Source organism: Amycolatopsis sp. NPDC004169 (assembly GCF_040610315.1).
GTDB lineage: Bacteria > Actinomycetota > Actinomycetes > Mycobacteriales > Pseudonocardiaceae > Amycolatopsis.
This window is the reverse complement of the sequence record NZ_JBEXMD010000071.1, coordinates 17,141-33,617: the sequence shown is the minus strand read 5'-3', so window position 1 is coordinate 33,617 and position 16,477 is coordinate 17,141. Positions and strand designations below refer to the sequence as shown.

The following is a 16,477-nucleotide window of genomic DNA, read 5'->3' as shown; positions in this document are numbered from 1 at the left end:
GGGTTGAAGCACCAGGTGGAGACCCGGGAGGAGTACCTCGGCCGGCTGGCCACCGCCATCGGCCTCCTCGTGCGCTGAGCTTCCGCGCAAACGCCGGGCCGGGACCCTCCGCCGCCGCACACCCGAATCCCCGTTAGCCGAAGATGTCTTCTGGGAGGCATTGTCATGCCCGTGAACCGGAGAAACGCGCTGCGCGGCGGTGCCCTGGCGGCCGCTTCGACCGTGCTCCTGACCCGCCCGTCCTTCGCGGCGAGCCCCGCCGCCGTGCCCGCGGTGCAAGCGAGCCCGGTGCCCGCCGCGACCGCGTCGATCGTTGCCGCCTACCGGCAGCTGCAGACCGGGATCAACCGGCCGTCGCCGGAACGCGCCGCCGCGCTGGCCAACCTCGGGCGGGTTGCCAAGGCCTACAACGCCAGCCTGTCCGTGGCCGGCGGTGGTGCTCCACTGTGGACGGACCTGCCGCTCGGTCCCGGCAGCGACTACACGACCTCGATGTACGCGCGGCTGCGGGCGATCGCCGTCGACTGGGGCACGCCGGGCGGCTCCCTCTCCGGTGACCCGGTGGTGCTCGACCGCATCAAGTCGGCGCTGGAGCTCATCTACGCCAGCCAGTACAACGAGAACGTCGGCGAGATCGGCAACTGGTACACCTACGAAATCGGCATCCCGTACTACCTGCTGCACACGCTGTCGGTGGTCGCCGACCAGCTGACCGCCGAGCAACTGGCCCGCTACCTCAAGCCGGTCAAGCGGTTCGTCGGGAACCCCAACCTGCGCGCGAACAACGCGTCGGTCGTCGAAACCGGCGCCAACCGCGCGGACAAGGCGCTCATCTCGATCGTTTCGGGCGCGATGCTCGGCGACGCGGCGTGGATCAAAACCGGCATCGACGCGCTCACCGACGTCGCGGGCGGGGGCGCGGCGAGCGTCGTCGCGAAGCTGGACCGCGCGGCCGGCGACGGCTTCCACGTCGACGGCTCGTTCATCCAGCACGACACCATCCCGTACCCCGGCCACTACGGCATCGTGCTGCTGACCGCGCTCGCCGGCGCCATCCACGTCACGCAGGGCACCGAGTACGCGCTCCCACAGGCGTTGAAGGACAAGATCTACGCGCTCGTCGCGGACAGCTTCGCGCCCTTCGTCTACGCCGGCGCGCTGATGGAGCCGGTGCGCGGGCGGATGCTGTCGCGGCAGGGGGAGACCGGGCACGACATCGGCCACCAGCTCACCGTGGCGACGCTGGTGCTGGCCCGGACGGCGTCGGGCAAGACGAAGACCGACCTGAACGCCCTGGCCGCGAAGTGGATCAAGGAAGGCGAGTTCGCGCCGTTCCTGAAGATCCCGGACCCCGAGCGGTTCGCGCCCGGCCCGGACCTGGTGGCGACGCCGGGCATCGAGTTCGCGCAGGACATGCTGGCGTCGGGAGCGCGCCCGGCGCGGGTCGAGGCGACCCACCGCGGCTTCGGCCAGCAGGACCGGCTGGTCCACGTCACCGAAGGGTGGTCGGCGTCGCTGGGCGTCAGCTCGACGCGGATTTCCCGCTACGAAGCCATCAACGGCCAGAACCTCAAGGGCTACCACGTCGGCGACGGCGTGCTCTACACGTTCCTGCCGAACGCCAAGGGCCACTACACCGACGCCTACTGGCCGACGGTCGACCCGCTGCTGCTGCCCGGCACGACCGAGCACGACGGCCCGGTCGACCCCAAGTTCGGCGGGGTACCGACCGGCCCGAACGCGCACACCGGCGGTGTCCGCTGGGACGCACGGCACGGCACGAGCGCGTTCGACTTCAAGAACTGGGACGGCTCGCTGGTCGCGAAGAAGTCGTGGTTCTTCACCCCGGACGGGATCGTCTGCCTCGGCGCCGGGATCACCGGCACGTCGGGCTACGCGGTGCGCACGACGATCGAGAACCGCAACCTCGGCGAGGGCGGCCGCGGCACCCTGCTGGCCGACGGCCGGCGCGTGGCCACCGACCTCGGGAAACCCACCACACTGCGGCGGCCGCGCTGGGCGCACCTGGAGAACGTCGGCGGGTACGTGCTGCTCGACGACGCTTCGGTGACGGCGCTGCGCGAAGACCGCACGGGTGCCTGGCGCGACATCGACACCGGCGCCAACACGAAGGGCACCACGACACCGAACACCCGCCGGTACCAGAAGCTGGTCCTCGAACACGGCGTCAAGCCGACGGACGCGAAGTACGCGTACGCAGTGCTGCCGGGTGCATCGTGGATCGACACGCTCACGGCGTCCTGGGCGTGGCGCGTGCTGGCGAACACCCCTGTGGTGCAGGCGATCCGCGTGCCGGGCGGCACCGTGCTGGCGAACTTCTTCGCGGCCGGCTCGGTCGGCGACCTCGCGGTGTCGGGCCCGGCGTCGGTGGCGCTCGGGCGGTGCGGCGCGCGGACGCAGCTCGCGGTGTCGGATCCGACGCAGCTGCAGGACAGCGTGACGGTGACCGTGCGCGGCCGGGCCGTGGAGGTGCCGCTGAAGGGCACCTTCGGCGCGACGAAGGTCGTCCTGGTGTAACCGGACCTCCCCGCCGGGCCGGTGCCCCGACCCGGTCCGGCGGGGTCCCCACCTCGGTTACGCTGCCGGACATGACTGTCGCCGAGCACGTGGACGTCCTGATCGTGGGCGCCGGCCTGTCCGGCATCGGCGCGGCCTGCCGGCTGCAGGAGCGGCTGCCGGGCAAGACGTACGCGGTGCTGGAAGCGCGTGACACGATCGGCGGTACCTGGGACCTGTTCCGGTACCCGGGCATCCGGTCCGATTCGGACATGTTCACCCTCGGTTATCCGTTTCGCCCGTGGAAGGACCCGAAAGCGATCGCGGACGGGCCGTCGATCCTGAGCTACATCCGGTCGACGGCTTCGGCTTTCGGGGTGACCGGCCACATCCGCTTCGGGCATCGGGTGACGACGGCGTCGTGGTCGTCCGCGGAGGCCCGGTGGACGGTCTCGACCGCGCACGGGGCGACGTTCACCTGCCGGTTCCTGTACCTGTGCAGTGGTTACTACTCGTACGAGTCCGGGCACGTCGTCGACTTCCCGGGCCGCGCGGAGTTCGCCGGGGAAATCGTGCACCCGCAGCACTGGCCGGATGCGCTGGACTACGCGGGCAAGCGGGTCGTGGTCGTCGGCAGCGGCGCGACGGCGGTGACGCTGGTCCCGGCGCTCGCTTCGGCCGCTTCGCACGTGACGATGCTGCAGCGCTCGCCGTCGTACATCGTGGCGCGGCCCGGCCGCGACGCGCTGGCCGACCGGATCCGCGCGTTGCTGCCGGAGAAGCTCGCGCACCGGGTGGTGCGCGGCAAGAACGTGGTCATGGGCACGCTGTTCTTCCAGCTGATGCGGCGGCTGCCCGGCCGGGCGGCTTCGGCGTTGCGCAAGCGGGTGGCCGAGCAGTTGCCGGCGTCGATCCCGGTGGACCCGCACTTCGTGCCGTCGTACGACCCGTGGGACCAGCGGCTGTGCCTGGTGCCGGACGCAGACCTGTTCCGGGCGTTGCGGTCGGGCAAAGCGGACATCGTGACCGACCGGATCGCCCGGTTCACGACGTCCGGCGTCGCGCTGGCATCGGGCCGTTCACTGCCGGCGGACGTGATCGTGACGGCGACCGGCCTGCGGCTGGTGGCCTTCGGCGGGATCGCGCTGACGGTCGACGGGCGGGCGATCGAGCCGGGGGAGCAGCGGACGTACAAGGGCACGATGTTCGGCGGGGTGCCGAACCTGGCGTGGTGCGTGGGGTACACGAACAGCTCGTGGACGCTGCGGGCGGACCTGGCGTCGCAGTACGTGTGCCGCCTGCTGGCGTACCTGGACCGGCACGGGTTCGCGTTCTGCGTGCCGGACGCGGCCTCGGCGACGGGCGCGGGCCGGCCGCGGCCGATCGTGGACCTGCAGTCGGGGTACATCAAGAGGGCTGCGTCGAACCTGCCGAAGCAGGGCGGCCGACGGCCGTGGATGATGCGGCAGAACTACCTGCTCGACCTGGCGGACATGCGGTTCGCCCGCGTCGACGACGGCGTGCTGCAGTTCGGCCGCGCCGCTCGCTGAGTTCGGTCTGCCCGCTCAGCTCTCGCGTTGGCGCAGCAGCCGCCGGACGGCGTTCCGGTCGCCCTCGATGGTGATCCGGCCGTCGTCGACGGCCTCGTCGAGCCCGGCGGGGTGCTCGAGCAGGGCGTTCAGCGTCCAGGGGGAGGTCCGGATCGTGGCGTCCGGGGCGCCGGGTTCGCCCGGCTCGACGGTCAGGCGGCCCGGCTCGGTCCGCACCGTCCACACGCGACTGTCCAGTTCCACGCGGTAGCAGGCGGTGTCGCGCGGGCGGGCGGATCCGCGGAGGAACAGCAGCACGGAGGTGACACCGAGCTCGGCGGACTCGGGGCGTGGGACGCGGGTGCCCCACGCGCCCAGCGCCAGCACGATCGGTTCCAGCTCGCGGCCCCACGCGGTCAGTGCGTAGACCGTCGCCGCGGCCGGGGGCGGCAGCTTCCGCCGCGCGACGACGCCGCGGCCCTCCAGTTCGCGCAGCCGGTCGGTGACCAGATTCGCGCTGGCCCCCGGCAACGCGCGGCGGACGTCGGTGAAGCGCTGCGGGCCGAGCAGCAGTTCCCGCACCACGAGCAGGGCCCACCGTTCCCCGACGACGTCCAGGGCGCGGGCGATCGTGCAGGCGTCTCCGTAGCTGCGGCTGGTCGGCATGGTCTTAATGTACAAGTGCGTGGTTGTTTTTAACAACTACATCGGCGTACGGTGAGCCGCACCCGGACATCGACGGAAAGGAACGGTCATGAGCCGACCGGTCGTGCACTTCGAGATCATCGGCACCGACCCGGCGCGGCTGCGCGGGTACTACGCCGAGCTGTTCGGCTGGGAGTTCGACACGTCGGCCCCGGTGTCGGACGAGGTGTCGGCGCCGGGCGCCTACGGCTTCGTGGAGACCGACGGCATCCCGGGCGGCGTGGGAGGCGGCGCGGCGTATGAGAGCCACGTGGTGTTCTACGTGGGCGTCCCGGGCGTGGCGGCGGCACTGGCGGACGCGGAACGCCTCGGCGGAACCCGCCGGATGGGCCCGGCCCGCGCTCCGGGTCGGGACCTGGTGGTCGCCCACTTCACCGACCCGGAAGGCAACCTCATCGGCCTCGCCGGCCCGGCCTGACCGGTCGGCCCGGCCTGACCAGCCGGTCGGCCGGGTGCTTTGACGGGCATCATCCGTGATCAGGAGGGCATCACCCGTGATGCCCGGCCAGTCACGCGCGATGCCTCTTGGCGCACGCGAGCGGGCCCCGGAACCGTGGGGTTCCGGGGCCCGGTGATGTCGCGGGGTCAGCCTTGGCGGGCCTTGGAACGGGGGTTGGCCTTGTTGATGACCAGGATCTTCGTGCCGCGGCGGATGACCTGGGCGCCCGGCTGGCGGGCGAGCGAGCGGATCGAACTGCGGACCTTCATGGCGAGCCGTCCTTCCTGCGGGAGCGAGAGCTGGCGTCCCACACCCCCTTCAACCGCCTGCCCGTCGGTTTCATTCCGCAACTCAGCTGCTCTCGCGGGCCACCCAGCTCTGCAGGTCGTCGCCGCGGATGGCCGCCGCCATCAGGTCCGGGAACTGGTCCGGGGTGCACGCGAAGGCCGGGATGCCCAGCTCGGCCAGTGCCGCCGCGTTCTCGTGGTCGTACGACGGCGCGCCGGAGTCCGACAGCGCCAGCAGCGTCACCACCTGGACCCCCGCGCCGGCCAGCTCCGCCATCCGGTGCAGCAGCTCCTCCTCGTCGCCGCCCTCGTAGAGGTCGCTGATCAGCACCAGCAGCGTCCGCTCCGGGCGCTCGACCAGGCCCTGGCAGTACGCGATCGCCCGGTTGATGTCCGTTCCACCGCCCAGCTGGGTGCCGAACAGGACGTCGACCGGGTCGGCCAGGTGCTCGGTGAGGTCCGCGACCTCCGTGTCGAACGCGACGAACGACGTCTTCAACGCCCGCATCGACGCCAGCACCGCCCCGAACAGCCCCGAGTACACCACCGACTCCGCCATCGACCCCGACTGGTCGACGGCCAGGATCACGTCCCGCTGCACCGCCTGCTGCCGCCTGCCGAAGCCGATCAGCTTCTCCGGGACGATCGTGCGCAGGTCGGGGGAGTAGTGCTTGAGGTTCGCGTGGATCGTGCGCGCCCAGTCGACGTCGCCGGGACGCGGCCGGTGCGTGCGCGACGCCTTGTCCAGCGCGCCCCGGATCGCCGCCCGCGTGCGCTCGGCGAGCCGCTCCTCCAGCTCGGTGACGACCTTGCGGACCACCTCGCGCGCGGTCTCCTTGGTCTCCTCCGGCAGCACGCCGTTCAGCGACAGCAGCGTGCCCACCAGGTGCACGTCCGGCTCGACCGCCGACAGCAGCTCCTTCTCCAGCAGCATCCGGGTGAGCCCGAGCCGGTCGACGGCGTCCCGCTGCATCACCTGCACGACCGTGCTGGGGAAGTAGCGCCGGATGTCACCCAGCCAGCGCGCCACCCGCGGCGCCGACGCACCCAGGTTCGCGCTGCGCGGTCCGCCCGTGGCCTCCTCGTCGGGCCTGTCGTAGAGGGCGGCCAGCACCGCGTCCACCCCACTGTCCTCATCGGACAGCTGGGCGTCCTCCAGTCCCGACCCCGGCCCGGCTCCGTCGCCGCCCAGCACCAGCCGCCAGCGCCGCAGCCGGTCGGTGTCCGCCGTGCTCATGCCCCCACCCCCAGCAACGTCGCCAGGACCGGCAGCACCCGCTCGGCCCGGTCCTCGTCCAGTTCGTCGGCGACGGCCACCACCCGCGCGGTGCCGGTGAGCCCGGCCGCGCGCTGCCCGATCGCCCGTTTCTCCGGCCCGCTGAAGGCGCCGAAAGTGCGCCGCAGCAACGGAAGCACCTCGGTGAACACGTCCGGCGGGATCGCCGCCAGCCACGCGTCGATCACCCGCAGCAGGCCTTCGTCGTGCACCAGCAGCAGGGCCCCGCCGTCGAAGAAACCCTCGACGTACGCCGCGCCCGCCGACGGCACCACGCCCGGCGTGAGGGCGCGACCGAGCCGCAGCTCGATGTCGAGCGCGTCGAACAGCCCGGCGTCGTGCAGGATGCGGGTGAGCCGTCCGGCCAGCAGCGGGGGCAGCGACGGCCGCTCCGCCAGCCGGGCCAGCGCCGCCAGCCAGCGTTCCTTCGGCTCGTCGCCCAGCAGGGACGTCGCGTCGTGCACGCCGTCGACCAGCTTGGCCAGCCGGGCCGCGGCGTCGTCGTCGATGCCGTGGGCCGCCGGCGGCAGGCCGGCGCAGATCCGGTCCAGCATCCGGTCGGCCACCGCCCGCAGCGCGCCGGTGTCGGTGCCGCGGACGTTGCCGTACCGGGTGGCCCTGGCCAGCGCGGGCAGCGCCGACATCAGCCGGGCGACGTCCGCGTCCGCCGCCGCCCGGGCGTCGAGCGCCGCGAGCGCTTCGGGCAGCGCCTCCGGGAGATCGGCGAGCAGGCAGTTCTCGACGGCCGTGGTCACCTCGTCCAGCGGCGGCGTGCCTTCGACGGTGCCGCGGACCGCCGCGGTGGCCGCCGACGCCACGGTGGTGCCGTACACCGCGGCCGCGACCAGGTCGACCTCGAACGACGGCTCCCAGCACAGCGCCCACGTCTCGCGGAACGTGCCCTTGTTCCGCCGGGCCGACGCCTCCCGGCTGCCCCACTCGATGCCGAGGATCCGCAGCCGGTGCAGCAGCTTCGACCGGTCGAGCCCGCCCGGCGTCCGCAGGTCGAGGTCGAGTTCCTTGACGACCGGGTCCTTCTTGAGCCGCAGGCGTTTCGCGGTCGCGGTCAGGTCCGCGGCCAGCGGCGGCTGCGGGACGCGCTCGGGCACCTCGCCCAGCCGTTCGCCGACCACCAGCCGCCGGGTGACCAGCTCGACCTGCACTTCGTCGCCGCCGCACAGCACGGACCGGGTGGCTTCGGTGACCTCGGCCAGCCCGGCCGACGACCGGCCCCGCAGCGTGGCGAGGGTTTCCGCGAGCCGGACCGCCTCGATGACGTGCGCGGTCGAGACCGGCAGGTCCTCCTCCCGCAGGACCGCCGCGACACCGGCCAGCCAGCGCGCGGTGACGTCGTCGGCCGTCGTGAACAGGTGGTGGTACCAGCCCGGCGACCGGACGCCCGCGCCGTACCCGCTCGCCGTGGCCAGGCGCCCGTGCGTCCACGGCACCCACGTGCACGCGACCTTCCGCTTCGGCAGTCCTTTGAGGACGGCCGCGTCGTGGGACGCCGGCGGCAGCGGGTCCGCCAGTGCGGGCACGTGCCAGGCACCGCAGACGACGGCGATGTTCTCGAAACCGTCCTTGCGGGTGCGGCGCAGCACCGAGCGCATGTACGCCTCGCGGCGGGCTTCGTTGCCCTGCGGGGGTTTCTCGTCTTCCCGCACCGCGGCCATCGCGTCGGCGATCACCTCGAACGGGTTCTCGTCGTCGCGGCGCGACTCGACGACGTCGTCCCACCAGCGTTCCGGGTCGTCGTAGCCGCCGGCCGAGGCCAGCAGGGCCAGTGGGTCGACCGGCGGGCCGGTGTGCTCGTCCGGGGGCGCGGCGAAGGTGTTCGCGGCCGGCAGGTCGCAGAACCGCACCGGGATCCCGGCCTCGCGGGCGTAGGCGAGCGCCTGCCATTCGGGGCTGAAGACGGCGAACGGCCAGAACGCGGCGCGCGAGACGTCGTCGGTCGCGTACGCCAGCAGGGCGACCGGCGGCTGCATGGCCGGGTCTTCGGTGAGCTCGACCAGTGCGTCGGCTTCGGGTGGCCCCTCGATGAGCACGACGTCCGGTTCGAGCTCGGCGAGCCGCGTCGCCACGGCCCTGGCGGATCCCGGGCCGTGGTGGCGGATGCCGAGCAGGTGGGTCGAGGTCAAGAGATCTCCTGACCGGCCCGGTAGAAGTCGGCCCAGCCGTCGCGTTCGCGGACCACGGTCTCCAGGTACTCGATCCAGATCGCGCGGTCGGCCACCGGGTCCTTGACCACGGCGCCGTGGATGCCCGCCGCGACGTCGTGCGGGCGCAGCACGCCGTCGCCGAAGTGCGCGGCCAGTGCGAGCCCGCCGGTGAGCACGCTGATCGCCTCCGCGGTCGACAGCGTGCCGGACGGCGACTTCACCGCCGTGCGGCCGTCTTCGGTGCGGCCCGAGCGCAGCTCGCGGAACACGGTGACCACGCGGCGGATCTCGGCCAGCTCGGCGGCTTCGGCGGGCAGCTCGAGCGAGGCGCCCAGCTCGGCGACCCGCCTGCTGACGATCTCGACCTCGGCTTCGGCGCTGTCCGGCAGCGGCAGCACGACCGTGTTGAACCGCCGCCGCAGCGCGCTCGACAGCTCGTTGACGCCCTTGTCGCGGTTGTTGGCCGTCGCGATCAGGTTGAAGCCCGGCCGGGCCTGCACCTCGGTGCCCAGCTCCGGGATCGGCAGGGTCTTCTCGGAGAGGATGGTGATCAGCGAGTCCTGGACGTCGGCCGGGATGCGCGTCAGCTCCTCGAGCCGGGCCAGCTTGCCGTCGCGCATCGCGCGCAGCACCGGGCTTTCGACCAGCGCGGCGGCGCTCGGGCCCTCGGCGATGAGGCGGGCGTAGTTCCAGCCGTAGCGGATCGACTCCTCGGACGTGCCCGCGGTGCCCTGGACAAGCAGCGTCGAATCGCCGCTGATGGCGGCCGAGAGGTGTTCCGACACCCACGTCTTCGCCGTGCCGGGCACGCCGAGCAGCAGCAGCGCGCGATCGGTGGCCAGGGTGGCGACGGCGACCTCGATCAGCCGCCGCGGGCCGACGTACTTCGGGGTGATCACGGTGCCGTCGGCCAGGGTGCCGCCGAGCAGGTACTCGACGACGGCCCACGGCGAAAGGTTCCAGTTGGGCGGCTTGGCCCGGTCGTCGGCGGCGGCCAGCGCGGCCAGCTCGGCGGCGTGGTCCTGTTCGGCGTGCGGCCGGAGGACGGTGGGGGCGGTCATGCGAGCTCCTCGTACATTTCGCGGCGGAAGTTCAGCGTTTCGGTGAGCGCCCGGCGCCACGGCCCGGCGTCCATGGACAGGCGGGTGGTGGCCAGCGGGTGGCGCAGGCACCCGGGCGGGACGGCCCGGGCGATGACGACGGCGGCGTGCGAGACCAGGCGGTGGTCGTCCTGGCGGGCGATCCAGTCGAGCAGGGCGGTACCGAGCTCCTTCGTCCACGGCCGGGGCAGCTCGTGCACCAGCCGCGCGAACGATTCGACGGGCAGCCTGCCGATCAGGTGCCCGACGGTGGCGGCCTGGCTCGCCGGGCTCAGCACGCCGAGCAGCGGCGGGGTGGTGCGCCCGCCGGGATCGGCACCGATCAGCGCCTGCGCCCAGGCTTCGTCGCGCTGCCGCAGGGCGGCGGTGGCCCAGGAGTCCCGCAGCACGGCGGCCGGACAGCCCTCGACGGTCATCCGCACGACCTCGGCGGGCGGCCCGAACTCGGCCCAGAAGGAGAGCGGGGCGGCCGCGACGAGGGTGCGCAGCCGGACGGTGCCGTCGCCGCGTTCGCCGTGGGGGAGGGCGACGGTGAGCACCCGGTTCCGGCGGTGGACCAGGGGCCGCAGCCGTTCGGCCATGGTTTCGCCGTACCGCGTGCCGGGCAGCCGGCCGAGCAGTTCGGCGGCCTGTTCCCGGACGGCGGCGGCCCGATCGGTGAGGGCGGCTTCGAGGAAGGCTTCGTCCTGGGGCCGCACGTGCCCGGCGAGCACGCCGAGGAAGTCGGCCCGGACGTCGGCGGGCTCGGTCTTCCAGGAGGCGGCGAGGGCTTCGCGGGCGGCGTCGGGATCTTGGGCGAGCTTGGCGGCGAGCCACCGGCGACGCTGGGCGAGGCTGCCGTACTGCCAGACGTCGGCGTGCTCTTCCGCGGGCGCGGCGAGGAAGGACCAGTCGGGGTTCCGCTGGCCGAGCCAGGCCCCGGTCGGCCCGGCGACGGCAGCCAGCGGAGTCCGCAGGGCGGCCTTCGTCCGGGCGGCCTCGGCGAGCAGCGGCAGGGCTTCGGGCGGGACGCGGTAGCCGGTGCCGGCGACGATGCCGAGCCATTCGAGCAGGAGATCGGGATGGCTGGCGGCGAGAAGCCGGCCGAGCCGATCCCGGGCGAGCGGAGGCACGAAGGGGCGCTCGTCATCGGCGGCGACGGGGAGCGGCCGGACGTCGTGCAGCGGCCGGCGCCCGGCCCGCCGGTAGGAGCTGAGCACGGCCGCGGCGGCGAGCAGTTGTTCGGCGGGATCCTGACGGCCGGCGATGAGGCCCTGGACGGCCGGGGGTTGCGCGGCGGGGTCCAGGGTGCGGCGGCGGGTGCCCAGGAGGGCGGTGCCGACGAGGTCTTCCCAGGCTTTCACGGCTTCACCGCCTTTCGGAGTGGTCGGGGAACGGCTTCGGTCCGGTCGCTGCGGAGGAGTGCCGGGCTCGCTGTCCGGCGACTCATGGTGGCTCCGCTCGGTTCGGGGTGGTTGAGGCGCGGTCGGTGCTGCCCGGCTTCGGGCGGCGGGGTGTGCTGCGGCGCGCCGGGATCGTTGTGCGGTGGTTCGTAGTCGCTGAGGCGGGTTCGGTGGGCGCGGGGGAGCGCGGCGGTGCTGCCGGGCTTCGGGCGGCGGGGCACCGGAATCCCTGCGCGGAGGTTCACAGCCGCACCGCCCGGTTCTCGTGCCAGCACGTCAACGGCCTGAGCCCGGACGAGCTCCACTCGCCCGCCACCGTCAACGGCCTCCCCGCCGACAACGCCAGCAACGACCACGGGAACGCGTACGGCACCAGCGGCAGCGCCGTTCCGTCCTTTTCGGACAGACACCAGCCACCCGCGTGTTCGGCCGGGGTCACCCCCGACAGCAGCACCGGCCAGCGCTCCAGCCACGGGTCCGCCGCCATCGCCTGTGCGTGTGCCGCCAAGGCCTGCGCGATCGAACCGCCCTCGGCCGCCGGGGCCGGGAGGGGGATTCCGCGCTCGGCTACCAATGCCCGCATGGGCGCCGCGCCCGGGTAGTACGCCAGCTCGGCCGTCAAGCGGTGGCCGGGGGGCAACGACGCGTCCAGCGGACGGCCCGGCGGCGCGAACGACAGCACCAGCGCGTCCCGGCCCGAGCCGAGGCCGCGCAACCACGTGCGGCGGGTGAGCAGGCGGTCGTTCTCCTCGTCCGCCGCGCCCGTGATCAGCCAGTCGTCCGCGACGCGCTCGCCGCTTTCCAGCACCCGGGCCGTTTCCACCGAAAACCCGAGGCGGGTGCGGACCGTCTCCGCCAACGCCGGCGGCAGGGATTCCAGCCGCGTTGCCGCGTCGGCGAGCAAGTACAGCTGGGACAGCTCGGCCAGCAGTGCCTCCGGCCAGTCGCGGCGGCCGACGATCCCCGCTGCCCGGCGCAGTCCGCCCGCCAGGCCCGATGCCTGGGCGTCGACCATCCGGGCCGCCACCGTGCGCAGCTCTTCGCCACCGTTGCGCTCGAAGCCCGCGAAACCGGCACCGATCCGGTCGGTGAGCCAGACCTTCAGCTCCGCCACGCCGCCTTCGACGCGCGCCACGCGGTCCGCCGCTCGCCGCGCGGCCGCCTCTTCGTCCTTCGGGCCCGCCGCCTCCGCGCGTTTCTCCGCGCGCCGGGCACGGTCGGCGCGCTCGGCCAGCCACGTGTGCACCCATTCGGGCGGCTCGCCCACGTCCAGCGAGCCCGCCGCCCAGAGCAGCAACAGCCCCAGCGCGTGCTTGCACGGGAACTTCCGGCTGGGACACGAACACCGGAATGCGGGCTCGGCCAGCTCGACGCACGTCTGGTACGGCTTCTTGCCACTGCCCTGGCAGAAACCCCACACGGCGTCTTCGGACGCACCCGCGCCCGACCACCTCGCCGGCGTGGCGAGCGCCCGGCCCGCCTTTTCCGACGCGGGATCCGGCGCCAGCCCGGCCACGCGTTCCGCGGTCCACGGCACCGCCGTCACCACCTGTCCCCCCACTAGTCCGCCCTCGCTTTCCGGTACGTGGTGAAGCATGCCAGCACCCACCGACAATTTCCGAAGGCGACTATTCCAGTGCTAGAGTACTGCCGTGCTGACCGACGCGGAACTGACCGTGCTCGGCCTCGTCGTCGAGCGGCCGAGGCACGGCTACGAGCTGGACGAAGTCGTGTCCGAACGCGGCATGCGCGAGTGGACCGCCCTCGGCTTCAGCTCGATCTACTACGTCCTGGGCAAACTCCGCGACAAGGGCCTGGTCGCCGAAGTCGCGGGTGAACGCGCGCACGCCAAGGCCAAGAAGACGTTCGCCGCCACCGAAGCGGGCCGGGAGGCGTGCGCGGCGGCCGCCGAAGCCGCCATCGCCCAGCTGCGGCCGGTGCACCCGCCGGTGCTCGTCGGCCTGGCCAACAGCCCGGTGATCCCGCCCGACCGGCTCGCGGCCGCGCTGGCCCAGCGCGCCGAAGCCGTCGAAGAACGCCTCGCCGAAGTACGCCGGGCCGCCTGGGCCGACGCGCCGCCGTTCGTCCGCGCGATCTTCGGCTACTCCATCAAGCAGCTCGAAGCGGAAGCCGCCTGGCTGAGAGGAATGGCCTGATGCCGTATGACCTCAAGAAGGACCTGAAGCAGCTGTACGCGCCGAAGAACACCGACTGGGCGCTGGTGGACGTGCCCGAGCAGCGGTTCCTCGCGATCGACGGCCGCGGCAACCCGAACACGGCCGAGAGCTACAAGACGGCCGTCGAAGCGCTCTACGCCTTCGCGTACACGATCAAGATGGCGGCGAAACAGCGTGGTGAGGACTTCGTCGTGGGCCCGCTGGAGGGCCTGTGGTGGGCCGAGGACTACGCGGCCTTCACCGTGCGCGCCAAGGACTCCTGGCAGTGGACGATGCTCATCGCGCAACCGCCGTGGATCGATGAGGAGGCCGTCGAGGAAGCGCGCAAAACCGTGCAGGGCAAGAAGAAGATCGACGCGCCGGTCCGATTCGAGAAGCGGCACGAAGGCCGGTGCGCGCAGGTGCTCCACATCGGCTCGTACGACGACGAGGGACCGATCCTGGCCCGCCTGCACGACGAATACGTGGTGGAGCAAGGGCTGAAGCTCACCGGGCTGCACCATGAGGTCTACCTCGGCGACCCCCGGCGCGTCGAACCCGCGAAGCTGAGAACGGTCCTGCGTCAGCCGGTCGGCTGATCGAGCTCGGCCAGGCCGCGTTCCCAGCGTGCCCGGCGTTGCTCGGGCGTCTGCTCCCACCACGGCTCACCGCGCTCGCCCAGCGCCACCTTGGCCGTCTGGACGCGCGCGCGGTCCTGCACCCGCCGGGCCGCCATGAGGTGCTTCTGCAGGCGGTCGCGGACGTCGGCGGGGATCTCCGGGTCCGTCGCCCGCCAGCGGCGGCCGTGCACGACGATGTACCGGCCGTCCGGGGTGTGCTCGGGCATCAGTATTCGCTGGTCGCGGGCCAGGTGTCGTCGTGAAGGAGGCGCTTGAGGATCTTGCCCGTCGCGTTCCGCGGCAGGTCCGGCACGAAGTAGACGTCCCGCGGCACGGCGAACCGGGCCAGGCGGTGGTGGATGTACTGGCGGATGTCCTCCGCGTGCAGCGACGCGCCCCGCCGCGGGACGACGTACGCCGCCAGGCGCTGGCCCCACTCCGCGTCCGCCACGCCGACCACCGCCGCGTCGTGCACGCCCGGCAGCGCCACCAGCGCCTCCTCCACCGGGCGGGGGAACACGTTCTCGCCGCCGGAGACGATCATCTCGTCGGCCCGGCCGGTGACGAACAGGCGGCCCGCCGCGTCCAGGTAGCCGACGTCACCGCTGGCCATCATGTCCGCCGCGCGGGCCGGGTCGGTCCCGCTCGTGTAGCCCTCGAACAGCATGTCGTTGCCCACGAAGATCTGGCCTTCACCACCCGGGGGCACCGGCTTGCGGTCCTCGTCCAGGATCGCCAGCCGCGTGCCGAGCGGGCAGCGGCCTGCCGTCGTCGGTGCGGCGCGCAGGTCGGCCGGGTCGGCGATGCTCGCCCACGACACCTCGGTCGAGCCGTAGAAGTTGTAGAGGACGTCGCCGAAGGTGTCCATGAACTGCGTGACGAACGGCCCGGACATCGCCGAGCCGCTGCTGGCCACGATCCGCAGCGACGACAGGTCGTAGCGCGCGCGGACCCGCTCCGGCAGGTCCAGGATCCGCTGCAGCATGATCGGCACCGCGAACAGCGCGTCGCACTTCTGCTCGGCGATCGTCCGCAACGTCTCTTCGGCGTCGAACTTGCGGGTCAGCGAAAGCGACGCCCGCAGCGCCATCCCGATCTGCATCGCGGCGAGGCCCCAGGTGTGGAACAGCGGTGCCGCCACCAGCAGCCGGTCGCCGGCGCGCAGCGGGATGCGGTCGAGGATCGCCGCGGCGGTGCCCAGGCCCTTCGGGGTGGGACGGCGGGCGCCCTTCGGCGTCCCGGTGGTGCCGGAGGTGAGCACGATCAGCCGGCCCGGCCGCTCGACCGGCTTCGGGCGGTCGGCGGGCGCGGCCTGGATCAGCTCGTCGACGGTCGGGTAGCCGGCGTCGGCGTCCGGCCAGGTGCTGATCCGGGCGAAGTCGCCGGGCACGTTCGCGATGGTCTGCGCGAACTCGTCGTCGGCCAGCACGGCCGCGGGCCGGTGCTCGGCGAGGACGTCCTTGACCGAGGCCGCGGACAGGCCGGTGTTCAGCAGGATGACGTCGGCGCCGAGCTTGCTGGCGGCGACGAACGACTCGATCATCGCGGCGTGGTTGCGGCACATCAGCGCGATCCGGTCGCGCTCGACGACGCCGAGTTCGCTCAGCGCGTTGGCGAGCCGGTCGCTGCGCTCCTGGACCTGGCGGAAGGTGCGGGCGCTGCGCTCGTCGTGCAGGGCGGGCTCGTCCGGGACGCGGGCCGCCGCGGCCTGGTAGCCGCCCGCGACCGTGGCGCCCCACTGCGCGAGGGAGTTCAGCTGGCGCGCCAGCTTGTCCGGCCGGCCGGCACTGAGCACGCCGGCCCGCAGCAGGATGCTCGTGGTGCGCAGCTTGGTGGCCTTGTTGGTCTCGCCGTCGGTTTCCGGGTCGGCTTGCCCGGCCAGGTGCAGGTCGAGGCGACGGCCGAGGGCGCGGACGTCCTTCTTGATCGACGAGACGAGGTCCAGGTACGCCGGCGGCAGCATCATCCGCACGAACAGCTCGGTCTTCCCGCCGGCCAGCGGTCTCAGCTCGAGGGAAACCCAGGTGCCTTCGTCGGGGATCCCGCACCACACGACGTGCTCGCCCGGCCGGTAGACGACCGCCTGCATCTGCGTTTCGATCATCGGTCCGCGCGCGGGGACGATCCGGACCGCGCCCTTCGGGCCACGCCCGCGCCCGGCCGGCTCCTGGATCTCGCACCAGCTGATCTCCGGCACGAACCGCGAATACCATTCCGGCGATCCGACGATCTGCCACACCACATCGGGAGAGTGCCCCACGACCGCACTCGCCTCGACCACATCGTCACGCATTGTCTGCCCTC

General features: G+C 72.9%; 14 protein-coding genes. 5 read left to right on the top strand and 9 right to left on the bottom strand.

Going from position 1 to position 16,477, the window contains the following annotated elements; genetic code table 11:
• Positions 1-165: 165 nt before the first annotated feature.
• Together ABZX11_RS46145 and ABZX11_RS46140 are read left to right on the top strand one after the other, a co-directional pair.
• Positions 166-2,538: a polysaccharide lyase 8 family protein gene (locus ABZX11_RS46145; RefSeq protein ID WP_354925157.1), complete on the top strand. Its 2,373-nt coding sequence runs from the start codon at positions 166-168 to the stop codon at positions 2,536-2,538.
• A 71-nt stretch (positions 2,539-2,609) separates the two neighbouring features.
• Positions 2,610-4,067: an NAD(P)/FAD-dependent oxidoreductase gene (locus tag ABZX11_RS46140; protein ID WP_354925155.1), complete on the top strand. Its 1,458-nt coding sequence runs from the start codon at positions 2,610-2,612 to the stop codon at positions 4,065-4,067.
• A 15-nt stretch (positions 4,068-4,082) separates the two neighbouring features.
• Here the strand turns inward: ABZX11_RS46140 and ABZX11_RS46135 are convergent, their stop codons facing one another.
• Positions 4,083-4,712 (bottom strand): winged helix-turn-helix transcriptional regulator, encoded by a 630-nt coding sequence (locus tag ABZX11_RS46135; protein WP_354925153.1) that lies wholly within the window; start codon positions 4,710-4,712, stop codon positions 4,083-4,085.
• An 88-nt stretch (positions 4,713-4,800) separates the two neighbouring features.
• On the opposite strand from ABZX11_RS46135, the gene ABZX11_RS46130 reads away from it, so the two are divergent.
• Positions 4,801-5,169 (top strand): VOC family protein, encoded by a 369-nt coding sequence (locus ABZX11_RS46130; RefSeq protein ID WP_354925151.1) that lies wholly within the window; start codon positions 4,801-4,803, stop codon positions 5,167-5,169.
• A gap of 167 nt (positions 5,170-5,336) precedes the next feature.
• Here ABZX11_RS46130 and ABZX11_RS46125 read toward each other — a convergent pair whose 3' ends face one another.
• From ABZX11_RS46125 to ABZX11_RS46100, 6 genes are all read right to left on the bottom strand, one after another.
• Entirely contained in the window at positions 5,337-5,459 is a 123-nt protein-coding gene (locus tag ABZX11_RS46125) for a ribosomal protein bL36 (RefSeq protein WP_354925149.1), read from the bottom strand.
• 82 nt (positions 5,460-5,541) lie between these two features.
• Positions 5,542-6,714 carry a VWA domain-containing protein gene (locus tag ABZX11_RS46120; RefSeq protein ID WP_354925147.1) on the bottom strand — a complete coding sequence of 391 codons (1,173 nt, stop codon included), beginning with the start codon at positions 6,712-6,714 and terminating at the stop codon, positions 5,542-5,544.
• Positions 6,711-8,894, bottom strand: a complete 2,184-nt coding sequence (locus ABZX11_RS46115) for a DUF5682 family protein (RefSeq protein WP_354925145.1) — start codon at positions 8,892-8,894, stop codon at positions 6,711-6,713. Before ABZX11_RS46115 ends, ABZX11_RS46120 begins: the two co-directional genes overlap by 4 nt.
• Positions 8,891-9,976, bottom strand: a complete 1,086-nt coding sequence (locus tag ABZX11_RS46110; RefSeq protein ID WP_176171232.1) for an AAA family ATPase — start codon at positions 9,974-9,976, stop codon at positions 8,891-8,893. The genes ABZX11_RS46115 and ABZX11_RS46110 overlap by 4 nt, the downstream gene beginning before the upstream one ends.
• Positions 9,973-11,358, bottom strand: a complete 1,386-nt coding sequence (locus tag ABZX11_RS46105; protein ID WP_354925143.1) for a DUF5691 domain-containing protein — start codon at positions 11,356-11,358, stop codon at positions 9,973-9,975. The genes ABZX11_RS46110 and ABZX11_RS46105 overlap by 4 nt, the downstream gene beginning before the upstream one ends.
• A 280-nt stretch (positions 11,359-11,638) precedes the next feature.
• The gene (locus tag ABZX11_RS46100) at positions 11,639-12,946 is read right to left on the bottom strand and encodes an SWIM zinc finger family protein (protein WP_354925159.1); all 1,308 of its coding nucleotides are present in this window, start codon (positions 12,944-12,946) and stop codon (positions 11,639-11,641) included.
• A gap of 103 nt (positions 12,947-13,049) precedes the next feature.
• Here ABZX11_RS46100 and ABZX11_RS46095 point away from each other — a divergent pair, with 103 nt between their 5' ends.
• Positions 13,050-13,553 (top strand): PadR family transcriptional regulator, encoded by a 504-nt coding sequence (locus tag ABZX11_RS46095; RefSeq protein ID WP_354925141.1) that lies wholly within the window; start codon positions 13,050-13,052, stop codon positions 13,551-13,553.
• The gene (locus ABZX11_RS46090; protein ID WP_354925139.1) at positions 13,553-14,152 is read left to right on the top strand and encodes a GyrI-like domain-containing protein; all 600 of its coding nucleotides are present in this window, start codon (positions 13,553-13,555) and stop codon (positions 14,150-14,152) included. The genes ABZX11_RS46095 and ABZX11_RS46090 overlap by 1 nt, the downstream gene beginning before the upstream one ends.
• Here the strand turns inward: ABZX11_RS46090 and ABZX11_RS46085 are convergent.
• Together ABZX11_RS46085 and ABZX11_RS46080 are read right to left on the bottom strand one after the other, a co-directional pair.
• Positions 14,137-14,400: a hypothetical protein gene (locus ABZX11_RS46085; RefSeq protein WP_176171229.1), complete on the bottom strand. Its 264-nt coding sequence runs from the start codon at positions 14,398-14,400 to the stop codon at positions 14,137-14,139. The two genes, ABZX11_RS46090 and ABZX11_RS46085, sit on opposite strands and share 16 nt — an antisense overlap.
• A complete protein-coding gene (locus tag ABZX11_RS46080; protein WP_176171228.1) occupies positions 14,400-16,466 on the bottom strand; it encodes an AMP-binding protein in 2,067 nt (688 codons plus the stop codon). Before ABZX11_RS46080 ends, ABZX11_RS46085 begins: the two co-directional genes overlap by 1 nt.
• Positions 16,467-16,477 lie beyond the last annotated feature (11 nt).

Excerpts from the sequence above, each read along its gene's own strand:
- ABZX11_RS46140 (WP_354925155.1), top strand. The coding sequence starts at position 2,610 with ATGACTGTCGCCGAGCACGTGGACGTCCTGATCGTGGGCGCCGGCCTG.
- ABZX11_RS46110 (WP_176171232.1), bottom strand. The coding sequence starts at position 9,976 with ATGACCGCCCCCACCGTCCTCCGGCCGCACGCCGAACAGGACCACGCC.
- ABZX11_RS46125 (WP_354925149.1), bottom strand. The coding sequence starts at position 5,459 with ATGAAGGTCCGCAGTTCGATCCGCTCGCTCGCCCGCCAGCCGGGCGCC.
- ABZX11_RS46090 (WP_354925139.1), top strand. The coding sequence starts at position 13,553 with ATGCCGTATGACCTCAAGAAGGACCTGAAGCAGCTGTACGCGCCGAAG.
- ABZX11_RS46145 (WP_354925157.1), top strand. The coding sequence starts at position 166 with ATGCCCGTGAACCGGAGAAACGCGCTGCGCGGCGGTGCCCTGGCGGCC.
- ABZX11_RS46135 (WP_354925153.1), bottom strand. The coding sequence starts at position 4,712 with ATGCCGACCAGCCGCAGCTACGGAGACGCCTGCACGATCGCCCGCGCC.
- ABZX11_RS46085 (WP_176171229.1), bottom strand. The coding sequence starts at position 14,400 with ATGCCCGAGCACACCCCGGACGGCCGGTACATCGTCGTGCACGGCCGC.
- ABZX11_RS46120 (WP_354925147.1), bottom strand. The coding sequence starts at position 6,714 with ATGAGCACGGCGGACACCGACCGGCTGCGGCGCTGGCGGCTGGTGCTG.
- ABZX11_RS46130 (WP_354925151.1), top strand. The coding sequence starts at position 4,801 with ATGAGCCGACCGGTCGTGCACTTCGAGATCATCGGCACCGACCCGGCG.
- ABZX11_RS46080 (WP_176171228.1), bottom strand. The coding sequence starts at position 16,466 with ATGCGTGACGATGTGGTCGAGGCGAGTGCGGTCGTGGGGCACTCTCCC.